Annotated in this window: 16 protein-coding genes and 1 tRNA gene; 10 read left to right on the plus strand and 7 right to left on the minus strand. The window is 68.5% G+C overall.

Going from position 1 to position 15,294, the window contains the following annotated elements; all coding sequences use genetic code 11:
* The first annotated feature begins 5 nt into the window (after positions 1-5).
* From rnhA to AVE30378_RS32600, 7 genes are all read left to right on the plus strand, one after another.
* On the plus strand, positions 6-467 hold the full coding sequence (gene rnhA / locus AVE30378_RS18905) for a ribonuclease HI (RefSeq protein ID WP_129242395.1): 462 nt from the start codon (positions 6-8) through the stop codon (positions 465-467).
* A gap of 200 nt (positions 468-667) precedes the next feature.
* On the plus strand, positions 668-1,759 hold the full coding sequence (locus AVE30378_RS18910) for an efflux RND transporter periplasmic adaptor subunit (RefSeq protein ID WP_129242396.1): 1,092 nt from the start codon (positions 668-670) through the stop codon (positions 1,757-1,759).
* A 33-nt stretch (positions 1,760-1,792) separates the two neighbouring features.
* Positions 1,793-4,909 (plus strand): efflux RND transporter permease subunit, encoded by a 3,117-nt coding sequence (locus AVE30378_RS18915; RefSeq protein WP_129242397.1) that lies wholly within the window; start codon positions 1,793-1,795, stop codon positions 4,907-4,909.
* A 7-nt stretch (positions 4,910-4,916) separates the two neighbouring features.
* Positions 4,917-5,639: a DNA polymerase III subunit epsilon gene (gene dnaQ, locus AVE30378_RS18920; protein WP_129242398.1), complete on the plus strand. Its 723-nt coding sequence runs from the start codon at positions 4,917-4,919 to the stop codon at positions 5,637-5,639.
* Between the two features lie 61 nt (positions 5,640-5,700).
* Positions 5,701-5,775 (plus strand) — tRNA-Val (locus AVE30378_RS18925).
* A 7-nt stretch (positions 5,776-5,782) separates the two neighbouring features.
* Positions 5,783-5,911, plus strand: a complete 129-nt coding sequence (locus tag AVE30378_RS33025; protein ID WP_279636203.1) for a hypothetical protein — start codon at positions 5,783-5,785, stop codon at positions 5,909-5,911.
* Positions 5,912-6,080: 169 nt separating this feature from the next.
* On the plus strand, positions 6,081-6,248 hold the full coding sequence (locus AVE30378_RS32600; protein ID WP_087881433.1) for a hypothetical protein: 168 nt from the start codon (positions 6,081-6,083) through the stop codon (positions 6,246-6,248).
* Positions 6,249-6,264: 16 nt separating this feature from the next.
* Here the strand turns inward: AVE30378_RS32600 and AVE30378_RS18930 are convergent, their stop codons facing one another.
* From AVE30378_RS18930 to AVE30378_RS18950, 5 genes are all read right to left on the minus strand, one after another.
* Positions 6,265-6,720 carry a YaiI/YqxD family protein gene (locus AVE30378_RS18930; protein WP_129242399.1) on the minus strand — a complete coding sequence of 152 codons (456 nt, stop codon included), beginning with the start codon at positions 6,718-6,720 and terminating at the stop codon, positions 6,265-6,267.
* A gap of 4 nt (positions 6,721-6,724) precedes the next feature.
* A complete protein-coding gene (locus AVE30378_RS18935) occupies positions 6,725-6,991 on the minus strand; it encodes a hypothetical protein (protein ID WP_129242400.1) in 267 nt (88 codons plus the stop codon).
* Positions 6,992-7,032: 41 nt separating this feature from the next.
* Positions 7,033-8,529 (minus strand): TAXI family TRAP transporter solute-binding subunit, encoded by a 1,497-nt coding sequence (locus AVE30378_RS18940; protein WP_129242401.1) that lies wholly within the window; start codon positions 8,527-8,529, stop codon positions 7,033-7,035.
* Between the two features lie 2 nt (positions 8,530-8,531).
* Positions 8,532-9,740 (minus strand): sodium/glutamate symporter, encoded by a 1,209-nt coding sequence (gltS, locus tag AVE30378_RS18945; protein WP_129242402.1) that lies wholly within the window; start codon positions 9,738-9,740, stop codon positions 8,532-8,534.
* A 103-nt stretch (positions 9,741-9,843) separates the two neighbouring features.
* Positions 9,844-10,344, minus strand: coding sequence for a GNAT family N-acetyltransferase (locus tag AVE30378_RS18950; RefSeq protein WP_129242403.1), 501 nt, complete (start codon positions 10,342-10,344; stop codon positions 9,844-9,846).
* A 145-nt stretch (positions 10,345-10,489) separates the two neighbouring features.
* Between AVE30378_RS18950 and AVE30378_RS18955 the strand changes: the two genes are divergently transcribed.
* Positions 10,490-11,542, plus strand: coding sequence for a glycosyltransferase family 2 protein (locus AVE30378_RS18955; RefSeq protein WP_129242404.1), 1,053 nt, complete (start codon positions 10,490-10,492; stop codon positions 11,540-11,542).
* A gap of 1 nt (position 11,543) precedes the next feature.
* Positions 11,544-13,133 carry a glycosyltransferase family 39 protein gene (locus AVE30378_RS18960; RefSeq protein ID WP_129242405.1) on the plus strand — a complete coding sequence of 530 codons (1,590 nt, stop codon included), beginning with the start codon at positions 11,544-11,546 and terminating at the stop codon, positions 13,131-13,133.
* Here the strand turns inward: AVE30378_RS18960 and AVE30378_RS18965 are convergent.
* Positions 13,087-13,482: a GtrA family protein gene (locus AVE30378_RS18965; RefSeq protein ID WP_129242406.1), complete on the minus strand. Its 396-nt coding sequence runs from the start codon at positions 13,480-13,482 to the stop codon at positions 13,087-13,089. The two genes, AVE30378_RS18960 and AVE30378_RS18965, sit on opposite strands and share 47 nt — an antisense overlap.
* Positions 13,483-13,518: 36 nt before the next feature.
* On the opposite strand from AVE30378_RS18965, the gene AVE30378_RS18970 reads away from it, so the two are divergent.
* The gene (locus tag AVE30378_RS18970; RefSeq protein WP_129242407.1) at positions 13,519-14,334 is read left to right on the plus strand and encodes a ChbG/HpnK family deacetylase; all 816 of its coding nucleotides are present in this window, start codon (positions 13,519-13,521) and stop codon (positions 14,332-14,334) included.
* A gap of 13 nt (positions 14,335-14,347) precedes the next feature.
* On the opposite strand, the gene AVE30378_RS18975 is transcribed toward AVE30378_RS18970, so the two are convergent.
* Entirely contained in the window at positions 14,348-15,211 is an 864-nt protein-coding gene (locus tag AVE30378_RS18975; RefSeq protein ID WP_129242408.1) for a LysR family transcriptional regulator, read from the minus strand.
* Positions 15,212-15,294 lie beyond the last annotated feature (83 nt).

Genomic DNA, 15,294 nt, shown 5'->3' on the forward strand with positions numbered 1-15,294 from the left:
GCACCATGCAGGACAGCAAAGCGAACGAGCAGAAAGTGGAAATGTGGACGGACGGCGCCTGCAAGGGCAACCCCGGCCCGGGCGGCTGGGGCGTGCTGATGCGCGCCGGCAGCCACGAGAAGACGCTGCATGGGGGCGAACTCCAGACCACCAACAACCGCATGGAACTGCTGGCGGTCATCCAGGGCCTGCGGGCGCTCAAGCGCCCGTGCGCGGTCACCATCCACACGGATTCCCAGTACGTGATGAAGGGCATGACGGAGTGGCTGGCCAACTGGAAACGGCGCGGCTGGATGACGGCGGACAAGAAACCCGTCAAGAACGCCGAACTGTGGCAGTTGCTGGACGAGCAGGTGGGCCGCCATACCGTGTCGTGGCGCTGGGTCCGCGGGCACGCCGGGGATCCCGGCAACGAACGGGCCGACCAGTTGGCGAACCTGGGCGTGGACGTGGCCCGGCGGGCCTGATCCCATCCGGGCGGCCGGCGGCGGCATTGGGATATACCCTCAAATCCGCCTTTCAGGGCAAATTTAGTTCTTTCATCCGGCTTCTGGATTGTTCCAGTATGTAAATTCGGGTGCTAAAGTGCCAACCCTCATTCCTGTTCCTGCGGGGCCGTCCGGGCGGGGTTAGTTCTGCCCGCGCCGCGATACCGCGACATTCGCGCATGAAAAAAGCAGTACTGCTGGCCGCCGTAGCGGCAGGGTTGGCCGCGGGGGCCGCGCTCGGTATTTTTGTGCCGCGCTGGCTCGCGCCCGGAGCGACTCCCACCCAGGCCGCCTCCGGCGCCGCCAATTCTTCCGTGACGCCCGCCGCGCCTGTCCGGGTCGAAGTGGCCGCGGTCAAGGAAATCCCGTTCGCGCGCGGCCTGTCGGCCGTGGGCAGTCTGCGTTCCGACGAATCCGTCGTGCTGCGGCCGGAAGTCGCCGGCCGCATCCAGTCCATCGAGTTCAAGGAAGGCCAGCCGGTGAAGCGGGGCGACGTCCTGCTCCGCCTGGACGATTCCGTGCCGCGGGCCGAACTGGCCCAGGCGCGGGCCAACCTCACGCTGGCGCAGAGCCATTACCGGCGCGCCGTGGAACTGCAGGGCAAGGGCTTCGTCAGCCAGCAGGCCCGCGACGAGGCGGCCAGCACGCTGAAGGTGCAGGAGGCCGCCGTGACGCTGGCGCAGGCGCGGCTGGACAAAATGACGATCACGGCGCCGTTCGGCGGCATCGTGGGCCTGCGCAGCGTGTCCGTGGGCGACTACGTGAACCAGGGCCAGGACCTGGCTCCGCTCGAGGCGATCGATCCGCTCAAGGTGGACTTCCGCGTGCCGGAAATGTATCTGAGCAAGGTGGGGGTGGGCCAGCAACTGACCCTGCGCCTGGACGCGCTGCCGGGCCAGGAGCGGCAGGGCGTGGTGTACGCCGTCAGCCCGCTGGTCGACGCCGGCGGCCGTTCCATCCTGCTGCGCGCCACCGTCGCCAACAAGGACGCCGTGCTGCGTCCGGGCATGTTCGCCCGGGTGCAGTTGCTGTTCAGCCAGGACAAGGCCCTGGTCGCCCCGGAAGCCGCGCTATCGCCCTCGGGAGAAACGCAGTACGTTTACCGGGTCAAGAACGGCGTGGCCGAGCGGCGCGAGGTCACGATCGGCGAGCGCCGCGAAGGCCGCGTGGAAATCCTGACCGGCGTGGCGGCGGGCGACCACCTGGTGGTGTCCGGCCTGCAGCGCGTGACGGACGGCGCGCCCGTGACCGTGCTGGGCAACGGCGCGTGACGCCGCCCCTTTTCCCTTTTTGGCGGTAGCGCAATGCGTATCTCGGAAACCTGCATCAAGCGGCCGGTGTTTGCGTCGGTCCTGTCGCTGATCATCGTGCTGATCGGCCTGATTTCGTATTCGCGCCTGACCGTGCGCGAATATCCGAAGATCGACGAGCCCATCGTCTCGGTGGACACCACCTACAAGGGCGCTTCGCCCGAGGTGATCGAATCCCAGGTGACCAAGCCGCTGGAGGACCAGCTCGCCGGCATCGAGGGCGTGGACGTGATGACCTCGCGCAGCCGCTCCGAACGCAGCCTGATCAACATCAAGTTCAACCTGTCCCGCGACCCCGACGCGGCCGCGGCCGAAGTCCGCGACAAGGTGTCGCGCGCCCGGCGCTTCCTGCCCGACGAGATCGACGAACCCATCATCGGCAAGGTCGAGGCGGATTCCCAGCCCATCATCTACATCGCGGTGGAGTCCGGCACGTATTCCGCCATCCAGACGTCCGACTACATCAACCGCTACATCAAGACCCGCCTGTCGGTGCTGCCCGGGGCGGCGGAAGTGCGCGTCTTCGGCGAGCGCCTGCCGTCCATGCGCATCTACGTGGACCGCGACAAGCTGGCCGCCTACGGCCTGACCGTGCAGGAGGTGGAAGCCGCGCTGCGCAGCCAGAACGTGGAGATCCCGGCCGGCCGCATCGAGTCCCGCGCGCGCGAGTTCTCGGTCGTGTCCTCGACCGACCTGCAGACGCCGGCGCAGTTCGAGGACGTGATCGTCGCCAACGTGAAGGGCTACCCGGTCCGCCTGCGCGACGTGTCCAAGGTGGAGATCGGGGCCGCCAACGACCGCGTGCTGTCGCGCTTCAACGGCAAGCCCGCGATCAACATCGGCGTGACCCGGCAATCCACCGCCAACCCGCTGGAACTGTCCAAGGCGGCGCGGGAAGAGGTGGCCCGCCTGAACGAGAACCTGCCGGCCGGCATGAAGCTGAACATCGCGTACGACTCGTCGGTGTTCATCGAGCGCTCCATCGACTCCGTGTTCCACACCATCGGCGAGGCCATCGTGCTGGTGGTGCTGGTGATCTTCTTCTTCCTGCGCAACCTGCGCGCCAGCATCATCCCCATCGTCACCATCCCGGTATCGCTGGTGGGCGCCTGCGCGCTGATGTACCTGTTCGGATTTTCGATCAACACGCTGACCCTGCTGGCCATGGTGCTGGCCATCGGCCTGGTGGTGGACGACGCCATCGTGGTGCTGGAGAACATCTTCCGCCACATCGAGGACGGCATGCCGCGCAAGGAAGCCGCCCTGCGCGGATCCCGCGAGATCGGCTTCGCCGTGGTCGCGATGACGATGACGCTGGTCACCGTGTATGCGCCGCTGGCGTTCGCCACGGGCCGCACGGGGCGGCTGTTCATCGAATTCGCGCTGGCGCTGGCCGGCGCGGTGCTGGTGTCGGGCTTCGTGGCGCTGACGCTCACCCCCATGATGTGTTCGGTGCTGCTGCGCCACCAGAGCAGCCACAGCCGCTGGTACAACCTGATCGAAGGCTGGCTGGACGCCATGAGCCGCGGCTACCGGCGCGTGCTGGCGGCGTCCCTGCGCCACCGCTGGCTGGTGGTGGCGATCGGCATCGCGGTCGCGGCCGCCAGCGGCGTGCTGTTCAAGGTGGTCAAGAGCGAACTGGCGCCCATCGAAGACCGCGGCGTGGTGTTCGGCATCGTCAGCTCGCCGGAAGGCGCCACGCTGAACTACACGCTCGAGAGCATGCTGGGCATCGAGAAATTCTATTCCGACATCCCCGAGGCCAGCGGCAGCCAGGTGACGGTGGGCTTCCCCACCGTGACGGACGGCACCGCCATCCTGCGCCTGAAGCCCTGGGAAGAGCGCAGCCGCAGGCAGCAGGCCATCACGCAGCAGTTGCAGCCGCAGTTCGCCTCGCTGCCGGGCGTGCGCGCCTTCCCGACCAATCCGCCGTCGCTGGGCCAGTCGGCGCGCTCCAAGCCGGTGGAATTCATCATCATGAGCCAGGCTTCGTACGCGGAACTGGCGCGCCTGACCGAAGTGTTCCTGACCGAGCTGCGCAAGTATCCCGGCCTGATCAACCTGGACACCGACCTGCGCCTGAACACGCCCGAACTGCGCGTGCGGGTGGACCGCGACAAGATGGCCGACGTGGGCGCCAACGTGGACACGGTGGGCCGGACGCTGGAATCCATGCTGGGCGGCCGCCAGGTCACGCGCTACAAGGACGAGGGCGAACAGTACGACGTGATCGTCCAGGTGACGCCGCGCGACCGCGCCAATCCCACCGACATCTCGGGCATCTACGTTCGGGCGCGCGACGGCAGCATGGTGCAACTGGACAACCTGCTGGGCGTGCACGAAGGCGTGTCGCCGCAGTCGCTGAACCACTTCAACCGGCTGCGCGCGGTGAAGATCGACGGCGCCGTGGCGCCGGGCTATGCGCTGGGCGAGGTCCTGACGCACATGCACCAGGTGGCGCGCGACGTGCTGCCCAACACCATCATCACCGACCTGGACGGCCAGTCGCGCGAATTCCGCGATTCCTCCGGCAGCATCTACCTGGTCTTCGCGATGGCGCTGGCCTTCATCTACCTGGTGCTGGCGGCGCAATTCGAGAGCTGGCGCAATCCGTTCATCATCATGCTGTCGGTGCCGCTGTCCATGACCGGCGCGCTGCTGGCGCTGTGGCTGACCGGGGGCACCTTGTCCATCTACAGCCAGATCGGCCTGATCACGCTGGTCGGCCTGATCACCAAGCACGGCATCCTGATCGTCGAATTCACGAACCAGTTGCGCGACGAGGGCAAGGAACTGTTCGAAGCCGTCACCGAGGCCAGCGTGCTGCGCCTGCGCCCCATCCTGATGACGACCGGCGCCATGGTGCTGGGCACCGTGCCCCTGGCGCTGTCCTCGGGCGCGGGGGCGGAATCGCGCCAGCAGATCGGCTGGGTTCTCGTCGGCGGGCTGATGCTGGGTACACTACTGACCTTGTTCGTCGTGCCGGTGGCCTACACGCTGATTGCCACCGCACGCAAGAAACCCGGCCAGGCCGGCAGCGCAGCGCATCATCCGGACCCCGCTCCGGCCCCGCACACGCCGCCGGCCTCGCCCGCCCAAGCGTCGGAATAGCCGTTATATGCGCCAGATCATCTTTGACACTGAAACCACAGGACTGGATCCCGCCCAGGGCCACCGCATCGTCGAGATCGGCTGTGTGGAACTGGTCAACCGGATGTCCACGGGCAACAACCTGCACATCTACCTGAATCCGGACCGCGACAGCGATCCCGAGGCGCTGGCGGTGCACGGGCTGACCACGGAATTCCTCTCCGACAAGCCCCGCTTCGCCGAGGTCGCGGACGAATTCGTCAAGTTCATCCAGGGCGCGGAACTCATCGCGCACAACGCCGCGTTCGACGTGAAGTTCTTCAACGCCGAACTCGCCAAGACCGGCCGCGGCCCGGTCACGGATTTCTGCGAGACGGTCACCGATTCGCTGCTGCACGCGCGCTCGATGTTCCCCGGCAAGCGCAACTCGCTGGACGCGCTGTGCGACCGCTTCGGCATTTCCAACGCCCACCGGACGCTGCACGGCGCCTTGCTGGACTCGCAGTTGCTGGCGGAAGTCTGGCTGGCCATGACCCGCGGCCAGGACGCGCTCCTGATCGACGTGGACGACGGCGGCAGCGCCGGCGGCAACGGCGTCGTGCTGGCCAGGTTCGACGCCTCGGGCCTGCCCGTGCTGAAGGCCAGCGACGAAGACCTGGCCGAACACGAGGCCTATCTTGCCGCGCTGGACAAGTCCGTGGGCGGGGAGTGCGTCTGGCGCAAGATGGACGCGCCGGTGGCGGCTGTTTGAATTCTTTTTGAGGCCTGCTTGCACACGTTCAAAAAAACGTGCTAATATTTCGCCTCTTTCGGGGTGGTTAGCTCAGTGGTAGAGCACTGCCTTCACACGGCAGGGGTCACTGGTTCGAACCCAGTACTACCCACCAAAGACCCTTGAGAGACAACGCCTGCGCCAAGCTTGCCGTTGTCGGTATCAAGGTAAAAAGTCCAGGCAAGAAAGACGCAAAGCAAAAAGCCAACCTCGCGGTTGGCTTTTTTGTTTTTGTTCTGGTGGCGGCTTAGCCACGGTATCTGCGCGCAAGCCATTGCGCAGGCTCGCCCCATTCATTACCCTTCTCTTGATTTGACGCAAGCGGGCCTTCATCGATTGAGCCGCATCGCGTGCTGGCCTGTCTATCATTGATGACAAAGGCCTGGCCGGGAGCCGGGCCGGGACGAACAGGAGAAGGCGATGCCCCCGAATACCAATACCATGCTGATCATCATCGTCACGGGCGTGGCGCTCATGCTGGTCGGTTTCGGGCTGCGCGACCGCAATATCGGGATGGGCTTGATGGGCCTGGGCCTCATCACCGCCATCGGCACCATCATCTACAAGGCCTACATTACCTTCTATTGACGGCCGGGCCGGCCACTCAGCGCTGGCGCGCCGCGCGCGCCAGCAGGGTGTCCAACTGGTTGGCGAACGCCTTGCGGTCGGCGTGGCTGAACGACGCCGGGCCGCCCGTGTCCACGCCGCTCGCGCGCAACTCTTCCATCATGTCCCGCACTGCCAGCCGTTCGCGGATGGTCTCCGGCGAATAGCGTTCGCCGCGCGGATTCAGCGCCATCGCGCCTTTCTCCAGCACCTGCGCGGCAAGCGGGATGTCGCCGGTGATCACCAGGTCTCCCTTTTCGGCGCGTTCGGCGATGTGCGCGTCGGCGACGTCGAAGCCGCGCGGCACCTGCACCGCGCGGATCAGGGGCGAGGGCGGGGTGTAGAGCGGCTGGTTGGCCACCAGGGTCAGGGGCGTCTGCCAGCGTTGCGCGGCGCGGAACAGGATGTCCTTGATGACCGCCGGGCAGGCGTCGGCATCGACCCAGATGTGCATCGCGCTATTCGCCCAGCGCTTTGCGCAGCGCCTCGGTCACGATGTCGTTGGTGGAGACGCCGCGTTCGGCCGCCGCGGCGCGCAGCCTGTCGGCGTCGGCCTGGGACAGTTTCAGCGGGAACGGCACCAGGCCCGCGGCCTGGTCCAGTTTGCGCTGTTCGCGGCGGTCCAGCGCGTGCGACGCGGCGCCGTAGCGGTCCGGCGTGCCCGCCTGCTTGAGCTGGCCGGCCAGCTTCAGGGCCTGGTTTTTCTGCAGATCGAATTTGTTCATGGATATTCCTGACGAGGAGCGCCATCATAAGCGCAACGGCCTCATCGCGGTTTGCCGTGCTCCAGCGCCGCCAGGCCTTCCAGGGCGCCGTCGTGCAGCGGCACGGTCAAACCGCGCCGGGCGGTGGCGACCGACACCTGGGCGCCCTGCGCCGATCCGGCGGCCAGCAGGTCCTGCCCCGTCAGGTAGACGGCGCGCACGATCGTCAGGGCTTCGTCCCGGGTCAGGTCGGCGGTGGTGAGCAGCAGCGCCGCCATGCCCACGGTGGGTATCCGTTCCGCCTGGTTGGGATAGGTGCCCGCGGCGATGTCCAGCGGCATCAGGGCGCTGTCCGCGGCCGTCAGCGCCGCGATGGCGGCGGGATCCAGCGGCAGCAGTTTCAGGCGGGCCTGGGTCAGGGCGTCGCGCAGCGGCGCCGCGGGCACGCCGATCACCTGGGCGGCCGCGTCGACCTCGCCCGAATTCAGCGCGGGCAGGGAAGCCGCGAACGGCGTGCTGGCGACGGTGTAGTCGCGGCCGGCCTGCAGCCCGTGCGCCGCCAGCACCGCTTCCAGCGTGGCGCGCACCGCCGAGCCTTCCGGCCCCAGCGCGATGGTCTTGCCCTTCAGGTCGCGCACGCCGCGCAGGGCGGCATCGTCGCGAACGACGATGTGCACCAGTTCCGGATACAGGCTGCCCAGGGCGCGCAGGCCGGTGAACGGTCCCTGGGAGGCGAACGGCCCCTTGCCGTCATAGGCCAGCCGCGCCGTGTCGGCCTGCGCCAGGCCGACCACCGCGTCGCCGCTGCGCAGCAGCGCGATGTTCTCGGCGCTGCCGCCCGTGATCAGCGGCGAGACCCGGATCTGCTGCGCGCGCGCCACGTCGCTCAAGGCTCGCGCGAACGCCACGTATTCGCCGCGGTCCGGGCCGCCGGCCAGGGGATAGCCTTGCTGCAGGCGGGACAGGCGGCCGTGGATGCGGGCCACCGAGCGCTCCAGTTCCTGCTGCACCACGTGCTGCGCGGTGCTGGAGGCGCTGTAGGCGACGGAATGGGTGATCTGATCCAGCGTGTCCAGCAACTGGCGCGTGACGGGCGGCGGCGCGCCGGTATCCAGGCTGGGCGCTTCGGCCGCCTTGAACCCGGCCGGGGTCACCAGCGTCCAGGCCTTGCCTTCCTGGCGGTAGATGGCGCTGGCGTGCGCGACGATGCGGTCGCCGGCCTGGTTGCCGCCGGACTTCACGCCGCTGATGCTGCGCGGGCCCGCGCCCAGCAGCGTGACCAGCGAGGCCGCGCCGGGCTGGTCCCAGGCGCCCAGCGAGACATCGCGGTCCAGGTCGAGCGCGACGTCGTAATAGACCACGCGGCGGGTCTCGCCCGCGGGGGCGCCGTTGTCCGCGGCGGATCCCATGCGCTTGAGTTCGGCGATCCGGAACAGGCCTTCGCCGTAGGCGGCGGCCAGGCTGCGTTCGACGTCGGCCCGCAGCGCGTCGGCGTCGGGCGCGCGGCCGCAGGCGGCCAGCGCCAGGCACAGGACGAGGAGAACGAAGCGTTTGAACATGCCTACATTCCTCCCACGAACGGCAAGGAGATCAGCGAGGTCAGCACGATCACGTTGAGGATGTCGACCAGGAACGCGCCCGTGACCGGCACCACGATGAAGGCCTCGGGCGCCGGGCCGTGGCGGCGCGTGAGCGCCTGCATGTTGGCGATGGCGGTGGCGGTGGCGCCCAGCGAGAAGCCGCAGAAGGCCGCCGACATGATGGCCGCTTCGTAGTCGCGCTTGAGCATGCGGAACACCACCCAGGCCGCGTACAGCGCGCAGAACACCGTCTGCACGGCCAGCATCAGCGCCAGCGGGCCGGCCAGGCGCGCCACGCTGGACAGGTCCAGCGTCATCATCGTCATGCCCAGGAAGAGCGACAGGGCGATCGTGCCGATGATGTCGGTGACGCGGTCGTCCAGTTTCAGGCCCAGGTGTTCGCCGCCGTTCCGGATGAGCACGCCCGTGGCCAGGCACCACAGGAAGTTGGGCAGGCTGACGGGGGCGTCCTCGACCAGCGCCGCCAGGTATCCGCCGACGACCAGGCAGACGAAGGCGGCCGTCAGCGACACGATGAACGAACCGGCGGAGGGGGGGCCGGCGTTTTCCGTCAGGTCGGGGGCGTCATGCCCGGCGTCGGCGGCAGGGTCCAGGCTGCCGGCCAGCTTGTGCCGGCGCATGATCCATTCGGCCACCGGGCCGCCCACCACGCCGCCCAGCACCAGGCCCAGGGTGGCGGCCGTCATCGCCAGCGCCATCACGTCCTGGATGTTGTTGACGTCGGCGAAGCGCGTGGCGTAGGCCGCGCCCGTGCCGTGCCCGCCCACCAGGGTGATCGTGCCGCCCAGCAGGCCCATCAGCGGGTGCATGTCCAGCAGCCAGGCCATGCCCAGCCCGACGGCGTTCTGCAGGATCAGGAAGGGAATCAGGGCCAGCAGGAAGGCGATCAGCCAGGGGCCGCCCTTGGCCAGCAGTTTCAGATTGGCGGTCAGGCCGATGCAGCCGAAGAACAGCAGCAGCAGGGTCGGCTTGATGCTGGTTTCGAGCGAGACGGAAATGCCGCCCCAGGCCGACAGCAGGTAGGCGATCGCGGCGAACAGCAGGCCGCCCACGATGGGGTCGGGAATGCTGTAGCGCGCCAGGATGCCGATCCGGGTAGTCAGCACGCGTCCGACGACGAGCACCAGGCAGCACGCCAATAGCGATTGAACGGGCGAAAGCGAGATCATGGATGCCTTTGCGCCCTGTCGGGGCACAGTTGGATTTCCGGCGATGGGAACCTTGCCGCCTCACACGCATGCGGCTTATGTTACGTCCGCCGCGGCAGGACGGCTAGAGCGGCAGGCCGCGCGACATGTAAAGGGCTTGCGGCCCGTAGCCGGCAAGCTTTTCGGCCAGGCCGGCGCCGCCGGCGGCCACCGGAGCGTAGCCATGGCGCCGCCAATAGCCCGTCGCGGATTCCAGGGATACCAGGCTGGCCCGGCGCAAGCCGTTTTCCAGGGCGCAGGCCGCGGCGGCGCGGACCAGCGCCTGGCCGACGCCCAGCCCCTGCGCTTGCGGTGCCACGGCGCAGTCGTGCAGGAACCAGTGGTCGGCGCCGGCCGGCAGCGACGCCAGCGCGGCGTCCAGGGCCGGCGGCAGCCCGGCGTCCCAGGGATAGGAAACCAGGTAGCCCAGCAGGCCGCCGCCGGCCGGCGGCTCCGCCTGCGCGACCCAGCAGTGCGACGGGGCGAGCGCCAGGCGGTTCAGGAAGAAGCCGGCGCTCTCCAGCAGGAAAGCGGGGTAGGCCAGGGCCTGGGCGGCCAGGATGCCGTCCACGTCGCTGGCAAGCATGGGCCTGACTCGGTATTGCATGGCGATGGGGGAAAACAGGAACTCGGGCGCATTGTAGCCACGCCGGCCCCCGGCCGCATTTCATGAAAATTCGACGAGCCCCCGCTCATACTGCGCGCCATAGTGTTCCGCATTCCAGAGTTCCATGCACATCCAATTCCGGTCCGAGCCCGCCGCCGCGCAAGTGCTTGCCAAATCGTTTCCCCTGGAATCGCTGTGGTCGGCGCAGGCGGCCAACGTGCCGTACGACACCTGCGTGACCTGCGTCATTCCCTGCCTGAACGAATGCGACAACCTGCGGGTGCTGCTGCCCCTGCTGCGCAGCCGGCTTACGGCGCTGTGCTCCAGTTGGGAGGTGATCGTCGCCGACGACGGCAGCACGGACGGCACCGAGGCGCTCATGGAGGAATGGACCGGGCACGAGGGCTTCCGCTATGTGCAGTTGTCGCGCAATTTCGGCAAGGAAGCCGCGCTCAGCGCCGGCCTGGAGGCCGCCATCGGCAACGCCGTGATCTGCCTGGACGCCGACCTGCAGCATCCGCCGGCGCTCATCGAGCAGATGCTGGCGCGCTGGGCCGCCGGGGCCGAAATGGTCTATGCCGTGCGCGAGAGCCGCGCCGGCGAATCCTGGATCAAGCGCTCGGGCGCCCGCTGGTTCTACAAGCTGCTGAGCGGTGCGCGCGGCGTGGACGTGCCCGCCCACGCGGGCGACTTCCGCTTGATGGACCGCAGCGTGGTGGACGCGCTGAACGCCTTGCCGGAGCGCACCCGCTTCATGAAAGGCCTGTACGCCTGGGTTGGCTTCAAGGGCGAGGCGCTGGCCTATACGCCGGACGAGCGCATGCACGGCGACAGCCGTTTCGGCGGGATGCGCCTGTTCCGGCTGGCGCTGGACGGGCTGACCGCCTTCACGACCTGGCCCTTGCGCCTGGTCAGCCTGGTCGGCGCGGCCTTCGCCTTGCTGGCGCTGGCGTACGCGGGCTATCTGGTCGCCGACTACCTGGTGTCCGGCAATCCGGTGTCCGGCTGGACGACCATCGTGACGGCCGTCCTGTTCTTCGCCGGCGTGAACCTGATTTCCCTGGGCGTGGTGGGCGAATACGTCGCCCGCATTTTCGACGAGGTGAAGGGCCGGCCCTTGTTCGTGGTGCGTCGGCGCCAGGGCCGCGCTTCCCGTCCGCCCCGGGACGCGCGCTGACATGCCCGCCATGACGCTGCGGGGGTGTTCCGTCCGGACCCCGCCGGCAGGCCGCTTTCTGCTTGCGATCGGGGTCTGGCTGGCATGGCTGGCGTGGATACGGCCGCTGACGCTGCCCGACGAGGGCCGCTACGCCGGCGTGGCCTGGGACATGCTGCGCAGCGGCTCGCATGCGGTGCCCCTGCTTGACGGCATGCCGTACTTCCACAAGCCGCCGCTCTACTACTGGCTGACGGAGCTGTCCTTTTCCGTATTCGGCGCGCATCCCTGGGCCGCGCGCGTGCCGTCCTGGCTCGCGGCGTGGGGCGCGGCGGCGGGGCTGTACGGCTTTCTGCGGCGCCACCGCGACGCGGCGGCCGCCACGCTGACCGTGCTGATCCTGGCCACCCTGCCGTTCTTCTACGGCGGAGCGCAGTTCGCGAATCTGGACATGCTGGTCGCCGGCATGATCACGCTGTGCCTGCTGGCCGCGGCGGACACGGTGCTGCGCGCCGAGCGCGGGCAGGCCTATCGGTGGATGTCGCTGGCCGCCGCCGCGCTGGCGGCGCTGGCCGTATTGGCCAAGGGGCTGATCGGCGTGGTGCTGCCGGGCGCCATCCTGTTCCTCTGGCTGGCATGGGGGCGGCGCTGGCGCGGCCTGGCCGCGCTGCTCTGGCCGCCCGCGGTGCTGGTGTTCATCGCGGTGGCGGCGCCGTGGTTCGTGCTGATGCAGCTACGCTATCCCGGCTTCTACGATTACTTCTTCGTCTATCAGCATTTCCAGCGTTTCGCCGCCGGCGGTTTCAACAATGCGCAGCCGTTCTGGTTCTATCTGCCGGTGGTCGCGGGGCTGAGCCTGCCCTGGTCGCTGTGGGGCGGAGGCATCCTGCGCAAGGCGTTCTGGGCGGACGGCCCGGCGCGCGACCTGCGGCGGTTCGCGCTGTTGTGGTTCGCGGTCGTGATCGCGTTCTTTTCGCTGCCGCATTCCAAGCTGGTGGGCTACGTCCTGCCCGCGCTGGCGCCGCTGGCGTTCCTGCTGTCGGAAGTCATCCTTGGCGCCTGGCGCGCGAAAACCGGGGGCGCCACGCCGCGCCTGGTGTGCCTGAGCGCGGCCGTGGCGGCCGGCATCTGCGCGATCGCGGTGGGCATCGCCGCCAACAATGCGCGCGGCAGCGCCGCCCCGCTGGCAAAGGTCCTGCGCGAGCAGGCGCGCCCAGGGGATACCTACGTATCGCTGCATGCCTACCCCTTCGACCTGGCCCTGTACGCCCGGGCTCCGCGGCCGGCGTGGGTGGTGGACGATTGGCTCAACCCCGAGGTGCCGACCCGGGACAACTGGCGCAAAGAACTGTACGACGCGGCCAGGTTCGATCCGGCCACCGGCGCGGAAGTGCTGATCGGCCCGGCGGAGTTCAACGCGCGCCTGTGCAAGGCGCCCGACGGAGCGCGCTACTGGGTGTGGGGCACCGCCTCGGACAACCAGGCCTATGCGCCGCTGCGGGGCCTGGAGCCCGCGGTCAGCAGCGCGAAGCACGCCATGTGGCGCGTCGAGGCGGGCGCCGCTCTCAGGCAGCGGGTCTGTGGCGAAACGCCCAAAGCCGGCTCGCGATGAACGTGGCGACGGCCAGTCCGGCCAGTATCAGGGCAAGCAGGATGTCGTAGCGGATCGCCGTGCTGTGCAGCAGCCAGGCGTAGGAGGCTTCGTTGATGGCGAAGCCGGCGGCTGACACAAGAAAGAAACGGCGCGCTGCTATTGTCCAGGGGGTTTTTGAATGTCGGAACGTCAGCCGGTAGTGGCCCGCGAAGGAAACCGCGAACGCGACCAGCCAGCCGATCAGGTTGGCGGCGAGCGGCGGCATCCCGAAGGCCTCCACGCAACCCACGGCGACGGCCCAATGCGTGGCCGCGGCGGCGCATCCGACGGCAATGAAAGTGCTTACTTGTTGCAGCAGGGCGCGCATGGAAGCCGTGGCGAAATGGAAGTGAGGGGTATTGCAATGAGCAAACGCATCGTGGTCTGCGGGGATGATTTTGGCATGAATGCCGACATCGATGAAGGCATGATCGCGCTTGCCGGCATGGGCCGTCTCAGCGCGGTGAGCTGCCTGGCGCTGGGGCCCACGTTCGCCGCGAACGCGCGGCGGCTGGCGCCGCTGGACGTGGACGCGGGCCTGCACGTGAACTTCACGGAAACGCTGCGCCCGGACGCCGCGCCGCTGCCGGCGCTGGGCGCGCTGATTTTCAATGCCTACGCGGGGCGCCTGGACGCCCAGTGGATCGACGCGCATCTGGCGCGCCAGTTCGACGCGTTCGAGGCCGCTATGGGACGCGCGCCGGACTACATCGACGGCCACCGGCACGTGCACCAGTTGCCCGGCATCCGCGCGCGCCTGTTGCTGCTGCTCAAGGACCGCTACGGCGCGGACAGGCCATGGCTGCGCCAGACGGCGCCGGGCATGCAGAGCGGCATTCCATTGCGCGAAGCATTCAAGGCCCGCGTCATCGGCGCCCTGGGCGCGGCGGCGCTGGCGCGCGAGGCGCGCAAGGACGGCCTGCGCACCAATCGCCGGCTGCTGGGCGTCTACGGCTTCGAAGGCGGCAAGCGGCGCTACGCGGACCTGCTGCAGAACTGGCTGTTCAACGCGCGCGACTGCGATCTGCTGATGTGCCATCCCGCCGTCGACTGCAAGGACGGCAGCGCCCTGTCGCGCCAGCGCCGCGCCGAGTTCGACGTGCTGGCCAGCCCGAAGCTGGGAGACTGGCTCCGCGTCAACGGCGTGCGCATCTCGCGCCTGCCGGCCGCGGCGCGCTGAGATCCGGGGTGGACTAGCCGCCCGTCAGGCTCTCCAGCAGCCAGGCGCCCGCGGGCCCCAGCGCCCGGCGCCTGGACCAGACCGCGTCGACCCGGATGTGCCGCGGCCAGCCGGGCGCCTTCAGTTCGGCCAACTGGTCCTGCCCGAAGCGCTGGATCATCCAGCGCGGCAGTTCGGTCCAGCCGAAACCGCGGCTGGCCATTTCCAGCAGCATCAGATAGCCCGGCGCCGACCAGGTGGAATAAGCGGGTTCGGCCTCTTTGTCGCCCAGTTCGTACGTGCTCAGGCGCAGCGCGCGCGCGGATTTCAACTGGTCTTCCGTGACGCTGGGCAGGCTGGCCAGCGGATGGCTGCGGCCCACGCACAGGACGATCTCGGAAAGCTCGGCCAGCGTGGCGTGCGCCACGTCGGGCGGATAGTCGTCCTGGGCGGCCATCAGCCCCAGGTGCGCGCGCCCCTGCTGCACCAGCGCCACCACGTCCTCGTATTCCGCGATCAGGCATTCGAAGCGCAGCGCCGGATAGCGCTGGTCGATCTGGCTGAGCATGGTCTCGAAGGTTTCCGACTGGAACGTGTCGGACAGCACCACGGTCAAGCGAGGCTCCAGGCCTTCGGCCAGTTGGCTGGCGCAGCGGTTCAGGCGGTCGTTCGCGGCGAGTACCTGCAGGGCCTGTCCCAGCAGGATCCGGCCCGCCTCGGTCAGCGCGGGCTGCCGCTGGCCGCGGTCGAACAGGGTGACGTTCAGGTCCACCTCCAGGTTGGCGATGGTCTCGCTGATGGTGGACTGGCTTTTCTTCAGCTTGCGGGCGGCGGCGGAGAACGTGCCTTCCGAGGCGACCTGGGCGAAAGCCGCCAGGGATTCCAATGAGTGGCGCATGCGGGGCGTCCGGTAGTTAGTGGTATCGGTTTTTCCGATGAATACTATCTTTATAGCACCGGAAATATCGTGGAGAATCGCCG

It is taken from the genome of Achromobacter veterisilvae (genome assembly GCF_900496975.1).
In the GTDB taxonomy this organism is placed as follows: Bacteria; Pseudomonadota; Gammaproteobacteria; order Burkholderiales; family Burkholderiaceae_B; genus Achromobacter; species Achromobacter veterisilvae.